General features: G+C 70.6%; 2 protein-coding genes. One reads left to right on the top strand and one right to left on the bottom strand.

Annotated elements, in window-relative coordinates; all coding sequences use genetic code 11:
- Nucleotides 1-61 precede the first annotated feature (61 nt).
- Nucleotides 62-364 carry a hypothetical protein gene (locus tag OG788_RS44710; RefSeq protein ID WP_406376595.1) on the bottom strand — a complete coding sequence of 101 codons (303 nt, stop codon included), beginning with the start codon at nt 362-364 and terminating at the stop codon, nt 62-64.
- Between the two features lie 268 nt (nt 365-632).
- On the opposite strand from OG788_RS44710, the gene OG788_RS44705 reads away from it, so the two are divergent.
- A complete protein-coding gene (locus tag OG788_RS44705; protein WP_406376594.1) occupies nt 633-24,569 on the top strand; it encodes an SDR family NAD(P)-dependent oxidoreductase in 23,937 nt (7,978 codons plus the stop codon).
- Nucleotides 24,570-24,743 lie beyond the last annotated feature (174 nt).

Genomic DNA, 24,743 nt, shown 5'->3' with positions numbered 1-24,743 from the left:
CCCGCTAACGGGAACCCTTGGTACCGCTAAAACCGGTGTTCGGCCCAGCCGTGACGTCCTGTCAGCTTCCGGCCCGGTCCACATCGATGCCGAGCCCCGCCCACAACTCCCGCTCGATCCGGCTCGGTGGGCTCGCGCAGTGCCGCTCCGGATGGGCGGCCGGCGGCTCCTGGGTGCGGCCGCCGCCCCCGTACGGGCCGTGCGCCGCTCCCGGCGGCCAGGCCTCCTGCGCATCGGGTCCGGCACCCGAGTCCGGGTAGTGGACACCGGGCAGCGGTCCCACGGCGAAGAAGCCGAGGCCGGCATGGATCAGCATTTCCATCGCGACGGCACCTGCCTTGGCCAGCCAGAACCTCAGCCTCATACCCGCTTCCTCCCCTCCCGCAGCGCCCCCTGGGCCCGGCGGCCCTCCATGGTGGTCGGCGGTTCTGAAGCGCCGCTTAGGCCTTGGCCGACGGAATAGACACGAAAGGGGCGGCGAGCAGGCGACCGCACATCCGTCGGGCGCGGTGTTGCGGGTGCTTTAGGGCAAGGCAAGGGCGTCGTTAGCCGGCCCGGTGAACCTGATCATCGGTGCGGCACATCCAGCCGCATGCAGCGCGTGCAGTGACGACGAGGGGTGGTCGAGCACCATGGAGCCCAGGTCCGATTCCTCACTCCCCCGGCGGACCGAGCCGGCGCGGCAACCGGGCGGCACCGAACGGGAGCGGCCGATCGCCGTCATCGGACTGTCGTGCCGCCTTCCCGGGGCTCAGGACGCCGCCGCGTTCTGGCAGTTGCTGCGCGACGGCAACGACGCCGTGTCCGACGTGCCGGCCGACCGCTGGGCCGGCGAGGCGCCCACGGCCATGGAGGATCCCGACGGCGACTGGGACCGTACCCGCCGCGGTGGTTTCCTCGACCGGGTCGACGGATTCGACCCGGCGTTCTTCGGCATATCGCCGCGCGAGGCCGCCGCCATGGACCCGCAGCAGCGCATGGTGCTGGAACTCGGCTGGGAGGCCCTGGAGGACGCCGGCATCGTGCCGGGCCGGCTGGCCGGGAGCCGCACGGGCGTCTTCGTCGGCGCCATCTGGGACGACTACGCCAAACTGCTGCACGCCTACGGCTTCCAGGCCGTGGGCAGTCACTCGGTCACCGGACTGCATCGCAGCGTCATAGCCAACCGCCTCTCCTACGCGCTCGGTCTGCGCGGACCGAGCATGACCGTCGACACGGCCCAGTCGTCGGCCCTCGTCGCCGTGCACCTCGCCGTGGAGAGCCTGCGCTGGGGTGCCACCGATCTCGCCCTGGCCGGTGGCATCAACCTCAATCTGGCCCCCGAGAGCGCCCTCGGCGCGTCCCGATTCGGAGGACTGTCACCCGACGGACGCTGCTACACCTTCGACGCGCGGGCCAACGGATACGTGCGCGGCGAGGGCGGCGGCATCGTCGTCCTCAAGCCACTCGACCAGGCACTGCGTGACGGCGACGACATCGTGTGCGTGATTCGCGGCTCCGCAGTGAACAACGACGGCGCGACCGACGGGCTGACCGTTCCGAGCGCCGCCGCGCAGGCGGACGTCGTGCGGGCCGCTCACGAGCAGGCGGGCATCACGCCCGACACCGTCCAGTACGTCGAACTCCACGGCACCGGCACTCCGGTGGGCGACCCCGTCGAGGCGGCCGCGCTCGGTGAGGCGATCGGCCGACACCGTACCGCGGACCGTCCGCTCGCCGTCGGATCGGCGAAGACCAACGTCGGTCATCTCGAAGGCGCCGCCGGCATCGTCGGTCTGCTGAAGGTCGCACTGAGCATCCGCCACCGCCGACTGCCGCCCAGCCTCAACTACGCCACACCCAACCCGGCGATCCCGCTCGACGATCTGGGCCTGCGTGTACAGACCGAGCTGACGACGTGGCCGCAGCCGCGCAAGAAGCTCGTCGCCGGGGTGAGTTCGTTCGGCATGGGCGGCACAAACTGCCACGTCGTCCTCACCGAGGCCCCCCGCCGCAGGCCCCCGGCCGTCACCGGCGCCCCCCGCCTTTCCCCCTCGGCCGGCCGCCCGCTGTCCTGGCTGGTTTCGGCCCGTAGCGAGTCGGCACTGCGGGCGCAGGCCGCGCGGCTCGCCGAGCATGTCCGCACGGCACCCGAGGCGGATCTCCTCGACCTCGCCTCCTCGCTCACCACGAACCGCAGTGCCTTCGAACACCGGGCGGGCATCGTCGGAAGCTCGCGCGAGAACCTGCTCGACGGTCTCGCGGCACTGGCCGCCGGAGACCAGGCACCGCACCTCGTTCGCGGTACGGCGACGGGTGCGGCGCGCGTCGCCTTCCTGTTCTCGGGTCAGGGTTCGCAGCGAACCGGGATGGGACGAGAGCTGTACGACACCTACCCCGTCTTCGCGGAGGCGTTGGACGAGGTGTGCGCCCTGCTCGACCCTCACCTCGAAGCCGCGCACCTCGAAAACCCGCACCTCGAAGACCCGCACCTCGAACTGTCCCTGCGGGACGTCATGTTCGGACAGGACGCCGATCTGCTCGGGCAGACCCTGTACACGCAGACAGCCCTGTTCGCCTTCCACACCGCGCTGTTCAGGCTGCTGGACAGCCTCGGCGTACGGCCTGACTTCCTGGCCGGGCACTCCATCGGCGAGATCTCCGCCGCCCACGCCGCAGGCGTCCTCTCCCTCCACGACGCCACCAAACTCGTCGCCGCCCGGGCACGGCTCATGCAACAACTGGCCCCCGGCGGCACCATGATCGCCATCGAAGCCACCGAAGAAGAACTCCTCCCAGCACTCGCAGAGTTCAGCGACCGGGTCGCGATCGCAGCCGTCAACAGCCCGACCTCCATCGTCCTGTCCGGCGACGAAGGACCCGTCAGCGAACTCGCAGCGCTATGGGAGCAGCGCGGACGGCGGACCCGACGCCTGGACGTCAGCCACGCCTTCCACTCCCCCCACATGGACCCGATCCTCGAACAGTTCCGCTCCACCGCAGCAGAGCTCACCTACAACCCACCCACCATCCCCCTCGCCTCCAACCTCACCGGCGCCCTCGTCAACCCGCAAGAAATCGACGCCGACTACTGGACCCGCCACATCCGCAACACCGTCCGCTTCCACCACGGCATCCAGACACTCCACACCTCAGGCGCCACCACCTACCTCGAACTCGCACCCAGCACCACCCTCAGCTCGCTGGTCCGGCAGAGTCTCGACCGGGCCGTGGCGTTTCCGGCCCAGCGTCCCGACCTCGTGACGGCACTGACCGGCCTCTACGTCCGTGGCACGGAGATGGACTGGGACGCGGTCTTCCCCGGTGGGCGCCGTGTGTCGCTGCCCACCTACGCCTTCCAGCGTGACCGGTTCTGGTTCGACACCTCGGTGGGGCGCGGGCCTGTCCGGGCGCTGACCGCCCGGCTGGGCGAGACGGCCACGGCGACGGCGACGGCGACGGCCGGGGATTCCGCAGCGGAATCATCCGGGCAGGACGCGGCCGCGGGACTGCGGCGACGGCTGGTGCCGCTCGGTGACGCCGAGAGGAACGCGGAGCTGCTGGACTTGGTCCGTACGTCCGTGGCGATCGTGCTGGGGCATCTGACCCCGGAGGCGATCGAGACAGACCGCGCCTTCAAGGATCTCGGTTTCGACTCGCTGTCGAGCGTGCAGTTCCGCGACCATCTCGCGGGGGTCACCGGGCTGCCGTTGGCACCGACCGTGCTGTTCAACCATCCGACGCCTGCGGCTCTCGTACAGCACCTGCGGACCCTGCTGCTGGACGCGGCGCCGGACGACGAGGCCGCACAGGGCGCGCGGGTCAGGGCCGACGAACCGATCGCCATCGTGGCGATGAGCTGCCGTTACCCCGGTGGTATCGGCTCGCCCGAAGAACTGTGGCGGTTCGCCGTGGACGGACGGGACGCCATCACCCCGTTCCCCACCGGCCGCGGATGGAATCTGTCCGAGCTGTTCGACGCGGACCCCGACCGTCCCGGCCGTACCTACGCGCGTGAGGGTGGCTTCCTGCACGACGCCGACCTCTTCGACGCGGCGTTCTTCGGCATCAGCCCACGCGAGGCGACCGCCATAGACCCGCAGCAGCGCCTGCTGCTCGAGCTCTCGTGGGAGGCCGTGGAGCGGGCCGGCATCGATCCGACGTCGCTGCGCACCAGTGCCACCGGCGTCTTCATCGGCGCCGTCGCTCAGGACTACGGCCCCTCTCTGCACGCGGGAGCCGACGGGCTCGGCGGGCACCTCCTCACCGGGTCGACGACGAGCATCGTCTCCGGACGCGTCGCCTACGCGCTCGGGCTCCAGGGGCCCGCCGTCACGATCGACACGGCATGCTCCTCGTCGCTGGTCGCCCTCCACCTGGCGGCTCAGGCGTTGCGCGGCGGCGACTGCGACCTCGCGCTGGCCGGCGGAGTCACCGTCATGGCGAACCCGGGCATGTTCGTGGAGTTCAGCCGGCAGCGCGGCCTTGCCACCGACGGCCGCTGCAAGCCGTTCGCCGCGGGGGCCGACGGCACGGCCTGGGCTGAGGGTGCCGGTGTTCTGCTGCTGGAGCGCCTCTCCGACGCCCGCCGCAACGGTCATCACGTGCTCGGGCTCGTCCGCGGTTCGGCAATCAACCAGGACGGCGCGTCCAACGGTCTCACCGCGCCCAACGGCCCCTCCCAGGAACGCGTCATCCGCCGTACGCTCGCCACCGCCGGCCTCGCCGCCGACGACGTCGACGCGGTCGAGGCCCACGGCACCGGCACCGCGCTCGGCGACCCCATCGAGGCGGAGGCCATCCTCGCGACCTACGGCCGGGACCGGTCTCCCGAGCTGCCTCTGCTGCTGGGTTCGGTCAAGGGCAACATCGGCCACAGCCAGGCCGCGGCCGGTGTGGCGGGTGTCATCAAGATGGTCGAGTCGATGCGGCAGGGGGTGCTCCCCGGCACGCTCAACGTGGACCGCCCGACCGCGCACGTCGACTGGTCGCCCGGAACGGTCACTCTGGTCCAGGAGGCCACACCCTGGCCCGAGACGGCCCACGCACGCCGTGCGGCGGTCTCCTCCTTCGGCATCAGCGGCACCAACGCTCACGTAGTCCTGGAACACGTCCCGCAGGAACCCGCCGAGAGCACGGAGGCCTCCGGTATCGTCCCGGTGGCCTTCTCCGCTCGCACCCCGGAGGCGCTGCTCGCCCAGGCGACCCGTCTGCACGACTTCCTGTCCGAGCGCTCCGACATCGCCCCGCGCGACCTGGCCTATTCCCTGGCCGTCACCCGCACCGCGTTCCAGCACCGCGCCGTGCTGCTCGCCGCCTCCCGCCACGATCTACTGGCCGGACTGTCGGCCACCGCCGAGTCGCGGCCGCCGTCCGGCCTCATCCGCGCGATCGCACCGGACGGCGAGCCGCGACTGGCCTTCTTGTTCTCGGGTCAGGGGTCGCAACGAGCCGGGATGGGACGAGAGCTGTACGACACCTACCCCGTCTTCGCGGAGGCGTTGGACGAGGTGTGCGCCCTGCTCGACTCGCACTTCCAAGACGCGCACCTCGAAGACCCCCACCTCGAACTGTCCCTGCGGGACGTCATGTTCGGCCAGGACGCCGACCTCCTCGGGCAGACCCTCTACACACAGACAGCCCTGTTCGCCTACCACACCGCACTGTTCAAGCTCCTGGACAGCCTCGGTGTGCGGCCCGACTACCTCGCCGGGCACTCCATCGGCGAGATCTCCGCCGCCCACGCCGCAGGCGTCCTCTCCCTCCACGACGCCACCAAACTCGTCGCCGCCCGGGCACAGCTCATGCAACAACTGGCCCCCGGCGGCGCCATGATCGCCATCGAAGCCACCGAAGAAGAACTCCTCCCAGCACTCGCAGAGTTCAGCGACCAGGTCGCGATCGCAGCCGTCAACAGCCCGACCTCCATCGTCCTGTCCGGCGACAACGGACCCGTCAACGAACTCGCCGCCCTCTGGCAGGAGCGCGGACGGCGGACTCGACGCCTGGACGTCAGCCACGCCTTCCACTCCCCCCACATGAACCCCATCCTCGAACAGTTCCACAACACCGCAGCAGAACTCACCTACCAGCCACCCACCATCCCCCTCGCCTCCAACCTCACCGGCCAACTCATCTCACCCGACGACCTCAACGCCGACTACTGGACCCGCCACATCCGCGACACCGTCCGCTTCCACCACGGCATCCAGACGCTGCACGCCGTCGGCGCCACCACCTACCTCGAAGTGGCACCCAGCACCACCCTCAGCTCGCTCATCCACCAGACCCTCGACAACCCCACCACCATCCCCACCCACCCCGACCTCACCACCACACTCGCCCACCTCCACACCCACGGCACCCCCGTCGACTGGCACGCGATCCTGTCCGGAGCCACCCGCGTCGACCTCCCCACCTATCCCTTCCAGCGGGAGTCGTACTGGGCGACGACACCGGATGCGGATTCGAAGGGTCTGACGGCGGCGGGGCTGGACGCCGTCGGGCATCCGTTGTTGGGCGCGGCCGTGGAACTCGTCGACGGCGGAGACCTGGTGCTGTCCGGGCGGCTGTCGCTCGCCGCGTATCCCTGGTTGGCCGACCACGCCATCGCCGGGACGGTCACACTGCCGGGCACGGCCTTCGTGGAGCTGGCGCTGGAGGCGGGCCGGCAGACCGGATACGGGCATCTTGAGGAGCTGACCCTGACGCAGCCGCTCGTGCTGACGGAGGGAGCCTCGCTTCAGCTCCAGGTGACGGTCAGGGCGGACGACGGCAGTGGTGTGCGGGCGGTGACGGTCGGTTCCCGGGCGGACTCGGACAAGCCCTGGACACGGCATGCGAGCGGTGCGCTGACCCGGGCCGTCCTGCCGGAACCAGGTGGTGAGCCCGTGTGGCCGCCCGCGGGAGCCGCACCGGTGGACCTCGGGGTCTTGTACGAGGACGAACTGCCCGAGCGGGGCTACCAGTACGGTCCCGCCTTCCAAGGTCTGGGCAGGTTGTGGCAGCGGGACGACGCACTGTTCGCCGAGGTCACGCTCTCTGCCGATGAGGTTGCGGAGGCGGACCGGTTCAACCTGCATCCGGCCCTGCTGGACGGGGTGCTGCACGCCGTCGTACGCGAGGGGGCGCTGCGGCTGCCGTTCTCCTGGAACGGGGTCACGCTGCATGCCACGTCGGCGACCACCCTGCGGGCACGGATCACATCGGTGGGCGCGGACGCGGTCGACCTCGCGGTCTTCGACCCGGCCGGGCAACCGGTCCTGTCCGTAAGGCGGTTGGTACTTCGGACGACCACCGCGCAGGCGCTGACCGTTCCGCGGTCGTCCGACGAGGAGCAGTTGTTCACGGTGGAGTGGGTCCCCGCGCCCGCGGCAGCGGCGTCCGCTCTCCCCGACGATGTCACGCTTGTGCGGTTCGGCGCGGACGGGGACAAGTCCGGTCCGGGTGACGGCGTACCGTCGTCAGTGCCTGTCGGCGTACGGTCGTCGGTGTCGGACGCGCTGCGGATGGTCCGGGAGTGGCTGAGCGACGAGGATGCCTCCGGCCGGCTGGTCGTGGTGACCGAGGGCGCGGTGGCGGTGTCCGACGACGAGCGGCAGGACCTGGGTGTCGCACCCGTGTGGGGGCTGCTGCGGTCGGCGCAGAGCGAGAACCCCAGCCGCATCGTCCTGGTGGACCTCGACCGGAGCGCGGCCGCCGCGACTGCCCTGCCCGGTGCGCTGGCAGGCGGCGAGCCTCAACTGGCCTTGCGCGGCAGCACCGTTCTCGTGCCTCGGCTGACACGTGCGCAGCGCCCTGTCGCCGCGGAACCGGTGCTGGACACCGACGGCACGGTTCTGGTGACCGGCGGCACCGGCACGTTGGGCACGCTGATCGTCCGGCATCTGGTACGGGAGCACGGTGTGCGGCGTCTGCTGCTCACCAGCCGTCGGGGTCCTGGCGCGCCGGGCGCCGCGGAGCTGGTCGCCGAGCTGGCCGAACTCGGCGCCCACGCGGATGTGGTGGCCTGCGACACGGGGGACCGGGAGTCTGTCGCGACGGTTCTGTCGGCGGTGCCGGCGGAGCACCCGTTGACCGGGGTGTTGCACGCGGCCGGGGTACTGGACGACAGTGTGGTCACCGCTCTGACCGACGCACGCGTGGCGTCCGTTCTGCGGCCCAAGGTCGACGGGGCCTGGCATCTGCACGAGCTGACCCGGGATCTGCCGGACCTGCGCGCGTTCGTGCTCTTCTCATCGGTGTCGGCGGTCATCGGCAATCCGGGGCAGGCCGGCTACTCGGCGGCGAACACCTTCCTCGACGCCCTCGCACGGCGGCGGGTCCAGGAAGGTCTTCCCGCGGTGAGCCTCGCCTGGGGGCTGTGGGACCAGTCGGCCGGCATGGCGGGCGGGCTGAGCGACGCCGACCGGGCACGCATGGCCAGGAACGGTGTGGCGCCGCTCTCCGTTCACGACGGCCTGGCCCTTCTGGACAGGGCATTTGATGCCGACAGTCCGGTGCTGGTGCCGACCCGGCTCGACCTTGCCGCACTGCGCGGGCGCGCGGCTGCGGGCGATCTTCCGCCGCTGTTCTCCTCGTTGGTGCACGGTGCCGCACTCCGGGTGGCCGCCCCGGCGGCGAGCGGGCCCGCCTCGGACCTCGCGGCACGTCTGGTCGGTCTGTCCGAGGAAACCCAACTGGCCGAGGTGCTCGATGTCGTACGGGGTACCACGGCATCGGTGCTGGGCCACGTCACCGCGGACGGACTCGATGGCGCGCGGGCGTTCAAGGAACTCGGCTTCGACTCACTGATGTCGGTCGACCTGCGAAACCGTCTGAACCAGGTCACCGGTCTGCGTCTGCCCACGACGCTCGTCTTCGACCACCCGACCCCGGACGCGGTGGCAGCGCTCGTGAGGTCGACGGTCGCCGGGGACCTGCCGACCGGTGATGTGCCGGCAGCGGTGCGAGCGGTGGGCTCCGACGATCCGATCGCGATCGTGGCGATGGCCTGCCGGTACCCGGGCGACGTCCGTACTCCGGAGGACCTGTGGCGGCTGGTCACGACTGGCACGGACGCCGTCTCCGGATTCCCCACCGACCGCGGCTGGGACATTGCCGAACTCTACGATCCCGACCCGGACCACACCGGCACCAGTTACAGCAGGCACGGCGGATTCCTGCACGACGCCGCCGATTTCGACCCGGACTTCTTCGGGATCAGCCCACGCGAAGCACTCACCATCGACCCCCAGCAACGACTGCTGCTCCAGACCGCATGGGAGGCGTTCGAACGCGCCGGCTTGCGCCCCGCGAAACTCCAGGGCAGTCGCACGGGCGTCTTCACCGGCGTCATGTACGACGACTACGGTGCGCGGCTGCGTCCCGCGCCGGATGGGTTCGAGGGGTACATCGGCAACGGCAGCATGCCGAGCGTGGCCTCAGGCCGGGTGTCCTACACCTTCGGTCTCGAAGGTCCCGCGGTCTCCGTCGACACCGCCTGCTCGTCGTCGCTCGTCGCCCTGCACCTCGCCTCCCAGGCACTCCGCTCAGGTGAATGCGACCTCGCCCTCGCCGGCGGAGTCACCGTCATGGCGACGCCCAACACCTTCATCGAGTTCAGTCGGCAGCGGGGGCTGGCCCCCGACGGCCGATGCAAACCCTTCGCAGCAGCAGCCGACGGCACCGGCTGGGGCGAAGGCGCCGGACTCCTCCTCCTGGAACGACTCTCCGACGCCCGCCGCAACGGCCACCCGATACTCGCCCTCATTCGAGGCTCCGCCGTCAACCAGGACGGCGCCTCCAACGGCCTCACCGCACCCAACGGCCCCTCCCAACAACGCGTCATACGCCAAGCACTCGCCAACGCCCACCTCCAACCCACCGACATCGACGCCGTCGAAGCCCACGGCACCGGCACAAAACTCGGCGACCCCATCGAAGCCCAAGCCCTCATCGCCACCTACGGCCACAACCGCGAACGCCCACTCCACCTCGGCTCCATCAAATCCAACATCGGCCACACCCAAGCCGCCGCAGGCGTCGCCGGCATCATCAAAATGATCCAGGCCATGCACCACGGCGAACTCCCCCGCACCCTCCACATCGACCAACCCACCCCCCACGTCGACTGGGACGAAGGCAACATCACCCTGCTCACGGACCACACGCCATGGCCCGAAGCCGACCGGCCCCGCCGCGCCGCCGTCTCCTCCTTCGGCATCAGCGGCACCAACGCCCACGTCATCCTCGAACACCTTCCGGAATCAAGGACCGTGTCCTCGCCCGCCCCCACTCCCCCGGTCCTGGCCTGGCCGCTCTCCGGCAGGACTGAGGAGGCCGTCCGTGAACTGGCCTCCCAACTGCATTCGTTCACGCCGGGTTCGTCACTGGTGGACGTCGGCCACACGCTCGCTACCGCACGGACCGTGTTCGAGCGGCGCGCCGTGGTCGTCGGCAAAGACGAGGAGGAACTGCGGTCCGCGCTGAGCGCACTCTCCGCAGGAACCTCAGCACCGGGCCTTGTCGAAGGGGCTGCGGCCGGGGCACCAAAACTGGCGTTCTTGTTCTCGGGTCAGGGGTCGCAGCGAGCCGGGATGGGACGAGAGCTGTACGACACCTACCCCGTCTTCGCGGAGGCGTTGGACGAGGTGTGCGCCCTGCTCGACCCCCACCTCGAAGACCCGCACCTCGAAAACCCGCACCTCGAAGACCCGCACGTCGAACTGTCCCTGCGGGACGTCATGTTCGGACAGGACGCCGACCTGCTCGGGCGGACCCTCTACACACAGACAGCCCTGTTCGCCTTCCACACCGCACTGTTCAAGCTCCTGGACAGCCTCGGTGTGCGGCCCGACTTCCTCGCCGGACACTCCATCGGCGAGATCTCCGCCGCCCACGCCGCAGGCATCCTCTCCCTCCACGACGCCACCAAACTCGTCGCCGCACGCGCACAGCTCATGCAACAACTGGCCCCCGGCGGCGCCATGATCGCCATCGAAGCCACCGAAGAAGAACTCCTCCCAGCACTCGCAGAGTTCAGCGACCAGATAGCCATCGCAGCCGTCAACAGCCCGACCTCCATCGTCCTGTCCGGCGACGAAGGACCCGTCAACGAACTCGCCGCGCTATGGGAGCAGCAGGGACGGCGGACCCGACGCCTGGACGTCAGCCATGCCTTCCACTCCCCCCACATGGACCCCATCCTCGAACAGTTCCACAACACCGCAGCAGAACTCACCTACAACCCACCCACCATCCCCCTCGCCTCCAACCTCACCGGCACCCTCGTCAACCCCCAAGAAATCGACGCCGACTACTGGACCCGCCACATCCGCAACACCGTCCGCTTCCACCACAGCATCCAGACACTCGACCAAGCCGGAACCACCACCTACCTCGAACTCGCACCCGAGAGCGTCCTAGCCGCGCCCGCCCAGCAGTCGCTCCCGGAGGACGCCGCTCCGGTCGTTCCGACGCTGCGGCGCGACCGGCCCGAGCCCCTGTCGCTGATCACCTCGCTCGCGCAGTTGTACGTCGCAGGCGCGGAGGTGGACTGGGCCGCGCTGCATCCGGGCGGCCGGTTCACGGACGTACCGACGTATGCGTTCACCAACCGCAGGTTCTGGCTGGCGCCGCGAGCGGCGACAGGCGGGGTGCTGACGGCGGGGCTGGACACGGCGGACCATCCGCTGCTGGGTGCGGCGGTGGAGTCGCCGACGGGATCGGGTCTGCTGATGACCGGCCGGCTGTCTCTGGCGACGCATCCCTGGCTGGCCGATCACGCGGTGGCCGGTACGGTGCTGGTGCCCGCGGCCGCGCTGGTGGACACCGCGCTGCACGCGGCCCGCCGGGTCGGGCTGTCCGGGGTCGCCGAACTGACCATGGAGAACCCGCTGGTGCTCACCGCGGAGGGTGCCGTACGGCTACATGTGGTCGTGGCCGACGGCGAGGGCGACCGGACCGTGGAGATCCACGCGCGGGCGGCGGAGGACGCGCCGTGGGTACGGCACGCGACGGGGCTGCTGACAGACGCAGTACCGGCGGCCGCTCCCGGTCCGCAGGTGTGGCCACCGGAGAACGCCACGCCCGTCGACGTGGCCGAACTGTCCGAACGGCTGGCCGACGACGGCTACCACTACGCGGGTGTCTTCGCCGGGCTGCGTGCGCTGTGGCGAGCGGACGACGACCTGTTCGCCGAGGTGGCACTCCCCGATGACGTCGACCTCGCGGGACACGTCCTGCACCCCGCGCTGCTGGATGCCGCCATCCGGCCGCTGACCGTCTTCAACCGGCCGGGCGAGATCCGGCTGCCGTTCTCGTGGACGCGGATCGGCGTCTCCGCCACCGAGGTGCGGCAGGCGCGGGTACGGATCACACGGACCGGAGAGGACTCCTTCCGGGTGGCCGTCACCGATCAGGCGGGGCTGCCGGTAGCAGCCGTCGAAGGCCTGGCCGTCCGGACACTTCCGGCAGGGGCGTTGTCCGGTGTCCGGCGCGGCCCCCTCCACCACCTGGAGTGGGTGGCCGTCGATCCCGGCGGGCCGGCCTCCGAGGTGGCAGGGGGCGCGACGGACGAACTGCTGCTGTGCGAGGGCGATCCTGCCGCTTCGCCCGCCGACTCCGCGCGGGTCCTCGTCCACCGGGTGCTGGCTGAGGTACAGAGCCTGCTTGCCTCGGACGGGGGCGAGGGGCGGCGGCTGATCGTCGTCACGCACGGCGCGGTGGACTCCACTTCCGCCGATCCGGCGGCGGCCGCCGTGTGGGGTCTCGTGCGGTCGGTCCAGGCCGAGCACCCCGGACGGCTCGTACTGCTGGACCTCGACGACTCCACGTTCGCGAGCCTCGCGGAGGGCTTGTCGAGCCCCGTGGGCGTGGTCGCCTCCGAGGCGGTCGCCACCGGGGACGTGGCTCGGGCTCTGGCCGCAGGTGAGCCGCAGCTCTCCGTACGGGCCGGGGTCGTGCGCGTGCCGCGGCTGGCGGCGTTCCGTGGCGGCGGCGAACCCCCTGTGGCCTTCGCACCCGGCGGGACCCTGCTCATCACGGGCGGCACGGGTGCGTTGGGAGGTCTGCTGGCCCGGCACTTGGTCGCTACACACGGGGTACGGCATCTGCTGCTGGTGAGCCGACGCGGCCGGGCGGCCGACGGCGCGCTCGAGCTGGAAGCGGAGCTGACGGCGCACGGGGCCGAGGTCACCGTGGCGGCATGCGACACCACCGACCGTGCCGCGGTGGCGGCGCTGATCGACGGGGTGCCGTCGGAGCACCCGCTGACATCGGTCGTCCATGCGGCCGGTGTCCTGGACGACGGTGTGATCACCTCGTTGACACCGGAACGGTTCGACGCGGTCCTGCGCCCGAAGGCAGAGGCGGCGTGGCATCTGCACGAACTGACGAGGGAGTTGGGGCTTGCGTCATTCGTCCTGTTCTCGTCGATCGCCGGCACTGTCGGCACGCCGGGGCAGGCGAACTACGCGGCTGCCAACGCCTTTCTCGACGCCCTCGCACAGCGGCGACGGGCGGAGGGGCTGCCCGCCCTGTCCCTGGGCTGGGGGCTGTGGGAGCAGGACGGTGCCATGGCCGAGGGTCTCGGCGGGGCCGACTTGGCCCGCCTCGCCCGCGGCGGCATCGCGGCGCTCGCGCCGGACGAGGGCCTCGCCCTCTTCGACACCGCGCTGACCGCGGAACCCGCCGTATTGGTGCCCGCGCGCTTCGACCTCTCAGCGCTTCGCACCCAGGCAGCACGCGGAGATCTGCCGGAGATCTTCCGCAGCCTGGTACGGGCGACCACGCATCCGACCGCGACAGCAGGCGGCGATGCCTCAGCCCTCAAGGCCCGGCTCGCCGGGCTGGCTCCCGAGCAGCAGGCCGAGCTGTTGCTGGACCTGGTCCGCTCCGCCGTCGCGACCGTCCTGGCGCATGGGTCCGGGCGGACCATCGACCCACATCGCGCGTTCAACGAGATCGGCTTCGACTCGCTGACCGCCGTCGAGCTGCGCAACCGGCTCAACGCCGCGACCGGCTTGCGGCTGCCCTCGACGCTCGTCTTCGACCATCCGACCCCCGACACGCTGGCCCGCCTGTTGCTCACCGAACTGGTGGAGCGCACGAGCGACACCGGCGCTCCGGCCGCTCCCGCTCCGGCCTCCGCCGTCGACGACGAACCGATCGCCATCGTGTCGATGGCGTGCCGCTATCCGGGTGGCGTGGAGAGCCCCGAACAGCTGTGGGACCTTGTCGCGCAGGGCCGGGACGCGGTCTCCGGATTCCCGACCTCCCGCGGTTGGGACCTGGACCGCCTCTACGATCCCGACCCGGACAGCGCCGGGACCAGTTACAGCAGGCACGGCGGCTTCCTGCACAAGGCCGCCGAGTTCGACCCCTCGTTCTTCGGCATGTCCCCGCGCGAGGCCCTCTCGACCGATCCGCAGCAGCGGCTCCTGCTTCAGACGGCGTGGGAGGCGTTCGAACGCGCCGGCATCACTCCGGCATCCCTGCGCGGCACGGACACCGGCGTCTTCACCGGCGTCATGTACGACGACTACGGTTCACGCCATGTGAAGGCCCCGGACGGGTTCGAGGGCTACCTCGTCACCGGCAGCGCGGGCAGTGTGGCCTCGGGCCGGGTCGCGTACACCTTCGGTCTCGAGGGCCCGGCCGTCACGGTCGACACCGCCTGCTCGTCATCACTGGTCGCGGTCCATCTGGCCTCACAGTCACTCCGCAGCGGCGAATGCGACCTCGCCCTGGCCGGCGGAGTCACCGTCATGGCGACGCCAGCCACCTTCATCGAGTTCAGTCGGCAGCGGGGGCTGGCTCCCGACGGCCGATGCAAACCCTTCGCAGCAGCAGCCGACGGCACCGGCTGGGGCGAAGGCGCCGGACTCCTCCTCCTGGAACGACTCTCCGACGCCCGCCGCAACGGCCACCCGATACTCGCCATCGTCCGAGGCTCCGCCGTGAACCAGGACGGCGCCTCCAACGGCCTCACCGCACCCAACGGCCCCTCCCAACAACGCGTCATACGCCAAGCACTCGCCAACGCCCACCTCCAACCCACCGACATCGACGCCGTCGAAGCCCACGGCACCGGCACAAAACTCGGCGACCCCATCGAAGCCCAAGCCCTGCTCACGACCTACGGCCACAACCGCGAACAACCCCTCTACCTCGGCTCCATCAAATCCAACATCGGCCACACCCAAGCCGCCGCAGGCGTCGCCGGCATCATCAAGGTGGTACACGCACTGCGTGAGGCGGTGCTGCCGAAGACCCTGCATGTGGACCAGCCCACCCCGCACGTCGACTGGGACGAGGGCAAGGTCGCCCTGCTGACGGAGCACACGCCGTGGCCCGAGGTGGACAGGCCCCGTCGCGCCGCCGTCTCCTCCTTCGGCATCAGCGGCACCAACGCCCACGTCATCCTGGAGGGCGTACCCGCACCCGAGCCGACGGCACCCAGCAGGACTCCCGCCGCGTTTCCAGTCGTACCACTGGCACTGTCCGCACCCGACGGCGAGGGGCTGCGGCGGCAGGCCGACCGCCTGCGGTCCGTGATCCGGGACGCGTCGGACCGGCAGTTGGCCGCGATCGCCCTCTCCCTGTCCACCACTCGTACGGCGTTCCCCCACCGTGCGGTCATCCTCGCCTCCGACGCGGCGCACGCCTATTCGGCCCTCGCCGCCCTGTCCGAGACGGATGCCGACGGAGAGGGGGTGGTGCGAGGTATAGCCGTGGACGCGCCCAGGGCGGCGTTCGTGTTCTCGGGTCAGGGGTCGCAGCGAGCCGGGATGGGACGAGAGCTGTACGACACCTACCCCGTCTTCGCGGAGGCGTTGGACGAGGTGTGCGCCCTGCTCGACCCCCACCTCGAACTACCCCTGCGGGACGTCATGTTCGGACAGGACGCCGACCTCCTCGGGCAGACCCTCTACACGCAGACAGCCCTGTTCGCCTTCCACACCGCACTGTTCAGGCTCCTGGACAGCCTCGGCGTACGGCCTGGCTTCCTGGCCGGGCACTCCATCGGCGAGATCTCCGCCGCCCACGCCGCAGGCGTCCTCTCCCTCCACGACGCCACCAAACTCGTCGCGGCCCGGGCACGGCTCATGCAGCAACTCCCACCCGGCGGCACCATGATCGCCATCGAAGCCACCGAGGAAGAACTCCTACCGGGACTCGCAGAGTTCAGCGACCGGATAGCCATCGCAGCCGTCAACAGCCCGACCTCCATCGTCCTGTCCGGCGACGAAGGACCCGTCAACGAACTCGCAGCACTATGGCAGGAACGGGGAAGGCGGACCCGACGCCTGGACGTCAGCCACGCCTTCCACTCCCCCCACATGAACCCCATCCTCGAACAGTTCCACAACACCGCACGCGAGCTGACCTACCATCCCCCCACCATCCCTCTCGCCTCCAACCTCACCGGCACCCTCATCAACCCCCAAGAAATCGACGCCGACTACTGGACCCGCCACATCCGCAACACCGTCCGCTTCCACCACAGCATCCAGACACTCGACACCTCAGGCGCCACCACCTACCTCGAACTCGCACCCACCACCACCCTCAGCTCGCTCATCCACCAGACCCTCGACAACCCCACCACCATCCCCACCCACCACGACCTCACCACCACACTCGCCCACCTCCACACCCACGGCACCCCCGTCGACTGGCACGCGATCCTGCCCGGAGCCACCCGCGTCGACCTCCCCACCTATCCCTTCCAGCGGGAGTCGTACTGGCTCGAGTCCGTGCCCGAGCCGGCGGACGCGGAGGGGCTGGGACTGGCCGAGGCCGAGCACCCGTTGCTCGGGGCCGCGGTGGAGCAGCCGGACGGGGACGGGCTGGTACTGACCGGCCGTCTCTCGGTCGACACGCATCCTTGGCTCGCCGAGCACACCGTTGCGGGTCGCCTACTCTTCCCCGGCGCGGGTTTCCTCGAGTTGGCCCTGCACGCTGCCGGCCAGGTGGGAAGCGACCGAGTCGAGGAACTGGCCGTCGAGCAACCGTTGCTCCTGCCAGAGCGGGGCGCTGTGCGGGTGCAGGTTGTGGTCGGTGCGTCGGACGCGGCGGGGTCGCGACCGGTGACCGTGTACGCCCGGGGCGCAGCGGACGAGGGCTGGACCCGGCATGCATCCGGCACGCTGGGGCAGAGCGCCCTCGCAGCGGGTCGCGGTTCGGCGTGGCCGCCGGAGGGGGCCGAACGCCTCGACGTCGACAATCTCTATGACCGGTTCGCCGACGCAGGGTACGGGTACGGTCCGGTCTTCCAGGGCGTCACCGCGGCTTGGCGGGAAGGGTCGACCGTCCACACCGAGGTCTCGCTCCCGACGGAGGCCCTGGTCGATGGGTACACGCTTCATCCGGCGCTGCTCGACGCGGCATTGCACGGCATCGGGCTGACCCGTGCTCTGGAGGGCGAGGTGCCGTTCGCGTGGCGGGGAGTCACCGTCTTCGCCTCGGGCGCGTCCGCCCTGCGGGTGTCGGTGACGCCCGCGGCGGACGGTGAGGTGGCCGTGAGCATCGCTGACGCCGAGGGGAATTCGGTGCTCGACGTGGACGGTCTCACGCTGCGCAAGGCGGCTGGCGGCATTGCTCCGAAACACTTGTACCGGCTGGAGTGGCAGCGCGCCGCGTCAACGGCCGAGCCGGTTCACTGGTTGTCCTGGGGCAGTGAACTTCCCGGCGCAGCAGGGTCCTTCACCGAACCGGCGGAGCTGACGGAGTCGGCCGTGGGTTCGGCCCCGTCGACGGTCGCTGTCGTTCCCGCCGCTCCCGGTGCGGACGTGCAGGAGGCCACGGAGCGTGCACTGTCGCTTGTTCAGGAGTTCCTGGCCGAGGAGGTGTTCTCGGCGTCACGGCTCGTGGTCGTGACCCGACGGGCCACCGCCGAGGAGGACGTGGACCTGGCCGGCGCCGCCGTGTGGGGCCTGATCCGCTCGGCGCAGTCGGAGCACCCGGACCGCCTGGTCCTGGTCGACCTGGACGCGGAGGGCAGCACACGAGACGCGATCCCGACCGTACTCGCCTCCGGTGAATCTCAAGCCGCCGTTCGAGACGGCGAGTTGATGGTGCCGCGACTCGTGCCGGTGACGGCGGTTCCGGAGCCGCGGCGGCTGCGGACGGACGGCACCGTCCTCATCACCGGCGGCACAGGAACCCTCGGCACCCTCCTCGCCCACCACCTCGTCACCCACCACGGCATCCGACACCTCCTCCTCGTCAGCCGCCACGGACCCCACGCACCCCAAGCCACCCACCTCCACCACCAACTCACCACCCTCGGCGCCCACCCCACCATCACCACCTGCGACACCACCGACCCCCACGCCCTCACCACCCTCCTCAACCAAATCCCCACCGAACACCCCCTCACCGCCGTCATCCACACCGCCGGCACCACCGACGACGGCATACTCACCGCACTCACCCCACAACGACTCACCACCGTCCTACGCCCAAAAACAGACACAGCCTGGAACCTCCACACCCTCACCCAACACATGAACCTGGACGCCTTCGTCCTCTACTCCTCACTCGCCGGAACCCTCGGCAACCCCGGCCAAGCCAACTACGCCGCCGCCAACACCTACCTCGACGCCCTCGCCCACCACCGCCACACCCAAGAACTCCCCGCCACCTCAATCGCCTGGGGACTCTGGGACCCCGAAGAAGGCATGGGCAGCGCGCTGAGCCAGGCGGACCGGGATCGAATAGGGCGCGGCGGGGTCGCACCGATCACCACCGCGGAGGGCCTCGCTCTGTTCGACGCCTCGCTCGGTCTGTCGGAGCCCGTGGTGATGCCGGCCCGCATCGACGTGACAGGTGAGCCGGCCTCTCCCGTCCTTCGGGGACTGGCGAGGCGATCCGCCAAGCGCGTCACGACGGGGCGGAGGAACGACACAGCTCTGTACGACCGCCTGGCCGCTGTCGCCGACGACGAGCGGACGCGTCTGCTCGCGGAGACGGTGCGGGAGCACGTGGCCGCGGTACTCGGGCATGCCCGTCCCGGCGACATCGCACCGGACCAGGCGTTCAAGGATCTGGGGTACGACTCACTGATGTCCGTGGAGCTGCGCAACCGTCTACAGCAGACCACGGAACTGCGGCTGCCGTCGACGCTCGTGTTCGACCACCCCACGGTGCTCCAGCTCGCCTCCCACCTCGAGGAGCTGTGGTTCGGCAGGGGCGTTGGGACCGCGGCCCCGCAGGCGGCCGGTACCCACACGACGGACGACCCGATCGTCGTGGTGGCGATGGCGTGCCGCTACCCCGGGGACGTCCGCACGCCCGAGGACCTGTGGCGGCTGGTGAGTTCGGGCACGGACGCAGTCTCCGCCTTCCCGGACGACCGCGGCTGGAACGTGGCGGGCATCCACGACCCGGACCCGAGTCGCCCGCACACCACGTACACGCGTCACGGTGGATTCCTGCACGACGCCGCCGACTTCGACCCGGACTTCTTCGGGATCAGCCCGCGGGAGGCCCTCGCGATCGATCCTCAGCAGCGGCTGCTGCTGGAGACCGCGTGGGAGACGTTCGAACGCGCCGGCATCGATCCGGCATCCGTGCGTGGCGCGAACTCCGGAGTGTTCACGGGCGTCATGTACAACGACTACGCAAGCCGTCTGACGCGGCGCCCCGACGAACTCGACGGTTACGTCGGCACGGGCAGCGCGGGCAGTGTGGCGTCGGGCCGGGTGTCCTACACCTTCGGTCTCGAGGGCCCGGCCGTCACGGTCGACACCGCCTGCTCGTCATCACTGGTCGCGGTCCATCTGGCCTCGCAGTCACTCCGCAGCGGCGAATGCGACCTCGCCCTCGCCGGCGGAGTCACCGTCATGGCGACGCCCAACACCTTCATCGAGTTCAGTCGGCAGCGGGGGCTGGCCCCCGACGGCCGATGCAAACCCTTCGCGGCAGCAGCCGACGGCACCGGCTGGGGCGAAGGCGCCGGACTCCTTCTCCTGGAACGACTCTCCGACGCCCGCCGCAACGGCCACCCGATACTCGCCATCGTCCGAGGCTCCGCCGTCAACCAGGACGGCGCCTCCAACGGCCTCACCGCACCCAACGGCCCCTCCCAACAACGCGTCATACGCCAAGCACTCGCCAACGCCCACCTCCAACCCACCGACATCGACGCCGTCGAAGCCCACGGCACCGGCACAAAACTCGGCGACCCCATCGAAGCCCAAGCCCTCATCGCCACCTACGGCCACAACCGCGAACGCCCACTCCACCTCGGCTCCATCAAATCCAACATCGGCCACACCCAAGCCGCCGCAGGCGTCGCCGGCATCATCAAAATGATCCAGGCCATGCACCACGGCGAACTCCCCAAGTCACTCCACATCGACCGTCCCAGCGACGAGGTCGACTGGGACGAAGGCAACATCGCCCTGCTCACGCACCACACGCCATGGCCCGAAGCCGACCGGCCCCGCCGCGCCGCCGTCTCCTCCTTCGGCATCAGCGGCACCAACGCCCACGTCATCCTCGAACAGCCCCCCGCCCCGACAGCTGCCAAGAAGGCGACGGACCGACGGCATCCGGCACCATGGGTCCTCTCAGGGAAGACAGACGAAGCGCTGGTCGCCCAGGCCGACAGCCTGCGTTCGTACCTCGTGGAACGTCCCGGACTCGCGCCCGCGGACATCTCGCACGCCCTGGCCACGACACGCACCGCGTTCGACCACCGCGCGGTCCTCCTCGGCGACACGGAGGACGACCTCATGGGAGCTCTCTCCGCCCTGGCCGACCGGCAGAACTCGGCCTTCGTTCTCCGCGGTACGACGACGGGTGCGGCGCGCGTCGCCTTCCTGTTCTCGGGTCAGGGGTCGCAGCGAGCCGGGATGGGACGAGAGCTGTACGACACCTACCCCGTCTTCGCGGAGGCGTTGGACGAGGTCTGCGCCCTGCTCGACCCCCACCTCGAAGACCCGCACCTCGAAGACCCGCACCTCGAACTGTCCCTGCGGGACGTCATGTTCGGACAGGACGCCGACCTCCTCGGGCGGACCCTCTACACACAGACAGCCCTGTTCGCCTTCCACACCGCACTGTTCAGGCTCCTGGACAGCCTCGGTGTGCGGCCCGGCTTCCTGGCCGGGCACTCCATCGGCGAAATCTCCGCCGCCCACGCCGCAGGCATCCTCTCCCTCCACGACGCCACCAAACTCGTCGCCGCCCGCGCACGGCTCATGCAACAACTGGCCCCCGGCGGCGCCATGGTCGCCATCGAAGCCACCGAAGAAGAACTCCTCCCAGCACTCGCAGAGTTCAGCGACCGGGTCGCGATCGCAGCCGTCAACAGCCCGACCTCCATCGTCCTGTCCGGCGACGCAGAACCCGTCAACGAACTCGCCGCACTATGGGAGCAGCAGGGACGGCGGACCCGACGCCTGGACGTCAGCCACGCCTTCCACTCCCCCCACATGAACCCCATCCTCGAACAGTTCCGCTCCACCGCAGCAGAGCTCACCTACAACCCACCCACCATCCCCCTCGCCTCCAACCTCACCGGCGCCCTCGTCAACCCCCAAGAAATCGACGCCGACTACTGGACCCGCCACATCCGCAACACCGTCCGCTTCCACCACAGCATCCAGACACTCGACACCTCAGGCGCCACCACCTACCTCGAACTCGCACCCACCACCACCCTCAGCTCGCTCATCCACCAGACCCTCGACAACCCCACCACCATCCCCACCCACCACGACCTCACCACCACACTCGCCCACCTCCACACCCACGGCACCCCCGTCGACTGGACAGGTCTCCTCCCGGAGGAGGCCACCTCCGTCGATCTGCCCACGTACGCGTTTCAACGTCGGCGGTACTGGCTGGACGCCCCTTCAGCCGATCGGCCGGAGAGCGAGCGCAATGGCCATCCGCTGCTGGACGGTGTCGTGGAACTCGCGTCCCCTGGCGGGCTCTTGTACGCCGGTCGACTGTCGGTCACCTCTCATCCGTGGCTTGCCGACCATGTCGTGCTGGGGTCGGTGACAGTCCCGGGAAGCGCCCTCGTGGACATGGTGGTGCAGGCCGGCGGTGTGCTGGAGGAGCTGTCGCTCGACACCCCGCTCGTGATTCCTGACGGCCGGGCGGTCGACGTCCAGCTGGCGGTCGAAGCAGCCGACGACACGGGGCGGCGCGCGGTGGCGGTGCACGCGCGGGTGGCCGGTGGCGGTGAGCCGTGGGTACGCCACGCGCGCGGACTGCTCGGCCCGGCCCCAGTGACCGGGGTCGACCGGCCGAGTCCGGCCGAGTGGCGCCCGGCGGACGGTACGCCGGTGGATGTCGCCACGCTGTACGACGAGTTGTCGGACCGCGGTCTGGCCTACGGGCCGGCGTTCCGGGCCTTGCGCGGGGCGTGGCGGCACGGCGACGAGGTCTTTGCCGATGTGGCGCTGCCCGAGGGGCTGGACGCCGCCGGACACACTCTGCATCCGGTGCTTCTGGATGCAGCCCTGCATGCGATCGCGGCGGACGACGACGGGGGGCGCGGTCAGGTGCCGTTCGTGTGGGAGGGGGTATGGCTGACGGACGGCCGGGCGGCCGTGCAGTCGGCGCTCGTGCGGATCGCGCGAAGCGGGCCGGGGCGGTGGGAGATGGACTTCGCCGACGAGGAGGGCAGGCTCGTCGCAGCCGTGCGGGGGCTGGCCGTCCGGCCGTTGTCCGCGGTGGCGCCCGATGCACTGTTCGCACTGGACTGGGTACCGGCGCCTGTCACCCTGGCGGAGGGTACGGCTGCGGCGCCCTGGGAACTGTTCGGCGACGGGGGCGGTGTGCCGGCGCTGTCGGGGGCGCGGCGGGCGGCGGAACTGCCCATGGCTGCCGATGGGCCGGTGGTGGTGTTCGCCTGCATCGGGGCGGATCCGGTGGGCGGTGATGGGCTGCCCGGTGACACTCCGGGCCGGGCTCACTCGCTGACCGCCGAGGCGCTGGAGCTGCTCGGTGGGTGGCGGTCCGCGGAACGTTCTCGCGAGGCGCGGCTGGTCGTGGTGACCGGTGGCGTGGCCGGGGAGGCTCCGGATCCTGCGGTGGCCGCGGTGTGGGGGCTGCTACGGTCCGCGCAGGCCGAGGAGCCGGGATGCGTGACGCTGCTGGATCTGGACGCGGGCGCGGAGACTGACGCGGTCGTAGCGGCGCTGGCCACCGGGGAACCGCAGGTGGCGGTGCGGGACGGCCGGGTACTGGTCCCTCGATTGCTGCCGGAGCGGCCGGACGGCGATCCCGAGGGCGGGGTGTTCACCGCGGCGGGCACGGTGCTGGTGACCGGTGCCACGGGCGCGCTGGGTGCGGTCGTGGCCCGGCATCTCGTGGCGGAGCACGGTGTGCGCAGGCTGCTGCTGACCGGGCGGAGGGCGGTGGACCCCGAGTTGGTGGCGGAGCTGACCGCAGCGGGTGCCGAGGTGTCCACGCGGTCGTGCGATCTCGCCGACCGGGCGGCGGTCGAGGAGTTGCTGGCGGCGGTGCCGTCCACGCATCCGCTGACCGCCGTGGTCCACGCCGCGGGCGTGCGGGACGACGGGCTGGTGGGGTCGCTGACCGCGGAGCGGCTGGCCGGGGTGTTGCGGCCGAAAGCGGACGCGGCATGGCATCTGCACGAGCTGGTCGGACCGGAGTGCTCGCTGGTGCTGTTCTCCTCGCTGGCGGGTGTGGTGGGTACGGCGGGCCAGGCGGCGTATGCGGCAGGCAACGCCTTCCTGGACGCGTTGGCCTGGTCCCGGCGTGCAGCGGGGCTGCCCGCGGTGAGCCTGGCGTGGGGTCCGTGGGCGCAGACGGGCATGGCCGGGACACTCGGTGAGGCGGACGTGGCGCGGCTGGCCCGTACCGGTGTCGTGGCGGTCTCCCCTGCGGAAGGGCTGGCCCTGCTGGATGCCGTGCTGGGGGCGCGGGTCGCGCCCGCGGTGGCGCCGGTCCGGTGGGATCGGTCGGTCCTGGCCGAGCGGTCGGCCGACGGCGGGCTCGCTCCGGTGCTGAGCGGCCTGGTGCGGTCGGCGCCGCGGGCCTCGGAGCCGGCGGGCGACGGCGGACTGCGGCGTTCGTTGCGCGGCCTGGCTCCCGAGGCACAGCGGGCGGCCCTGTTGGAGCTGGTGCGGACGACTGCCGCGCAGGTGCTGGGCCATGGCTCCGCGACTGTGGTCGCCGCCGAGCGCGGCTTCACCGATCTGGGCGTCGACTCCCTGATGGCGGTCGAGCTGCGCAACCGGCTCAATGGCGCTGTCGGCGTGCTGTTGCCGAGCACGGCTGTCTTCGACCATCCGACGCCGGCCAGGCTGGCCGAGCAGCTGGCTCAGGAACTCGGCAAGGACGAGGAGTCACCGCAGGAAGCGTCGCTGCTGGCCGAACTTGAGCGGTTGGAGGCGGTGTTCACCCGGGCGCGGGACTCCGGAGTCTCGGCCGGCATGCGCGGCCGTATGGCGGCGCGCCTGGGCCGGCTTCTGGCGGCCGTGAACCCGGACGGTGACCTGACGGACCCGTACGCCGAAGCGGACTCCGGGGCGCAGGAGACAGCGTTGCTCTCGCGGATGGACGAGGCGTCGGACGAGGACATCTTCGCCTTCATCGACCAGGAGCTCAACTCCGAATGACGCGCGATACGGCCCGGTACGTCCAGGTCGCACCACCCCTGGCCCGGGCGGGCCGTGCCGAGGTCGAAAGCGCGCCCCAAGAGCGACTTTAGCCCGGTCTTCCAAGATGGCTGTGCCTGCACCTTCGGCACGGACCGATCAGGGCGGACGTGCGAGGACAGCATCGTCCGCCAC

Source organism: Streptomyces sp. NBC_00647 (assembly GCF_045207245.1).
Lineage (GTDB): Bacteria > Actinomycetota > Actinomycetes > Streptomycetales > Streptomycetaceae > Streptomyces.
Note: the sequence above shows the minus strand (reverse complement) of the source record. Positions and strands in the feature narration are given on the sequence as shown.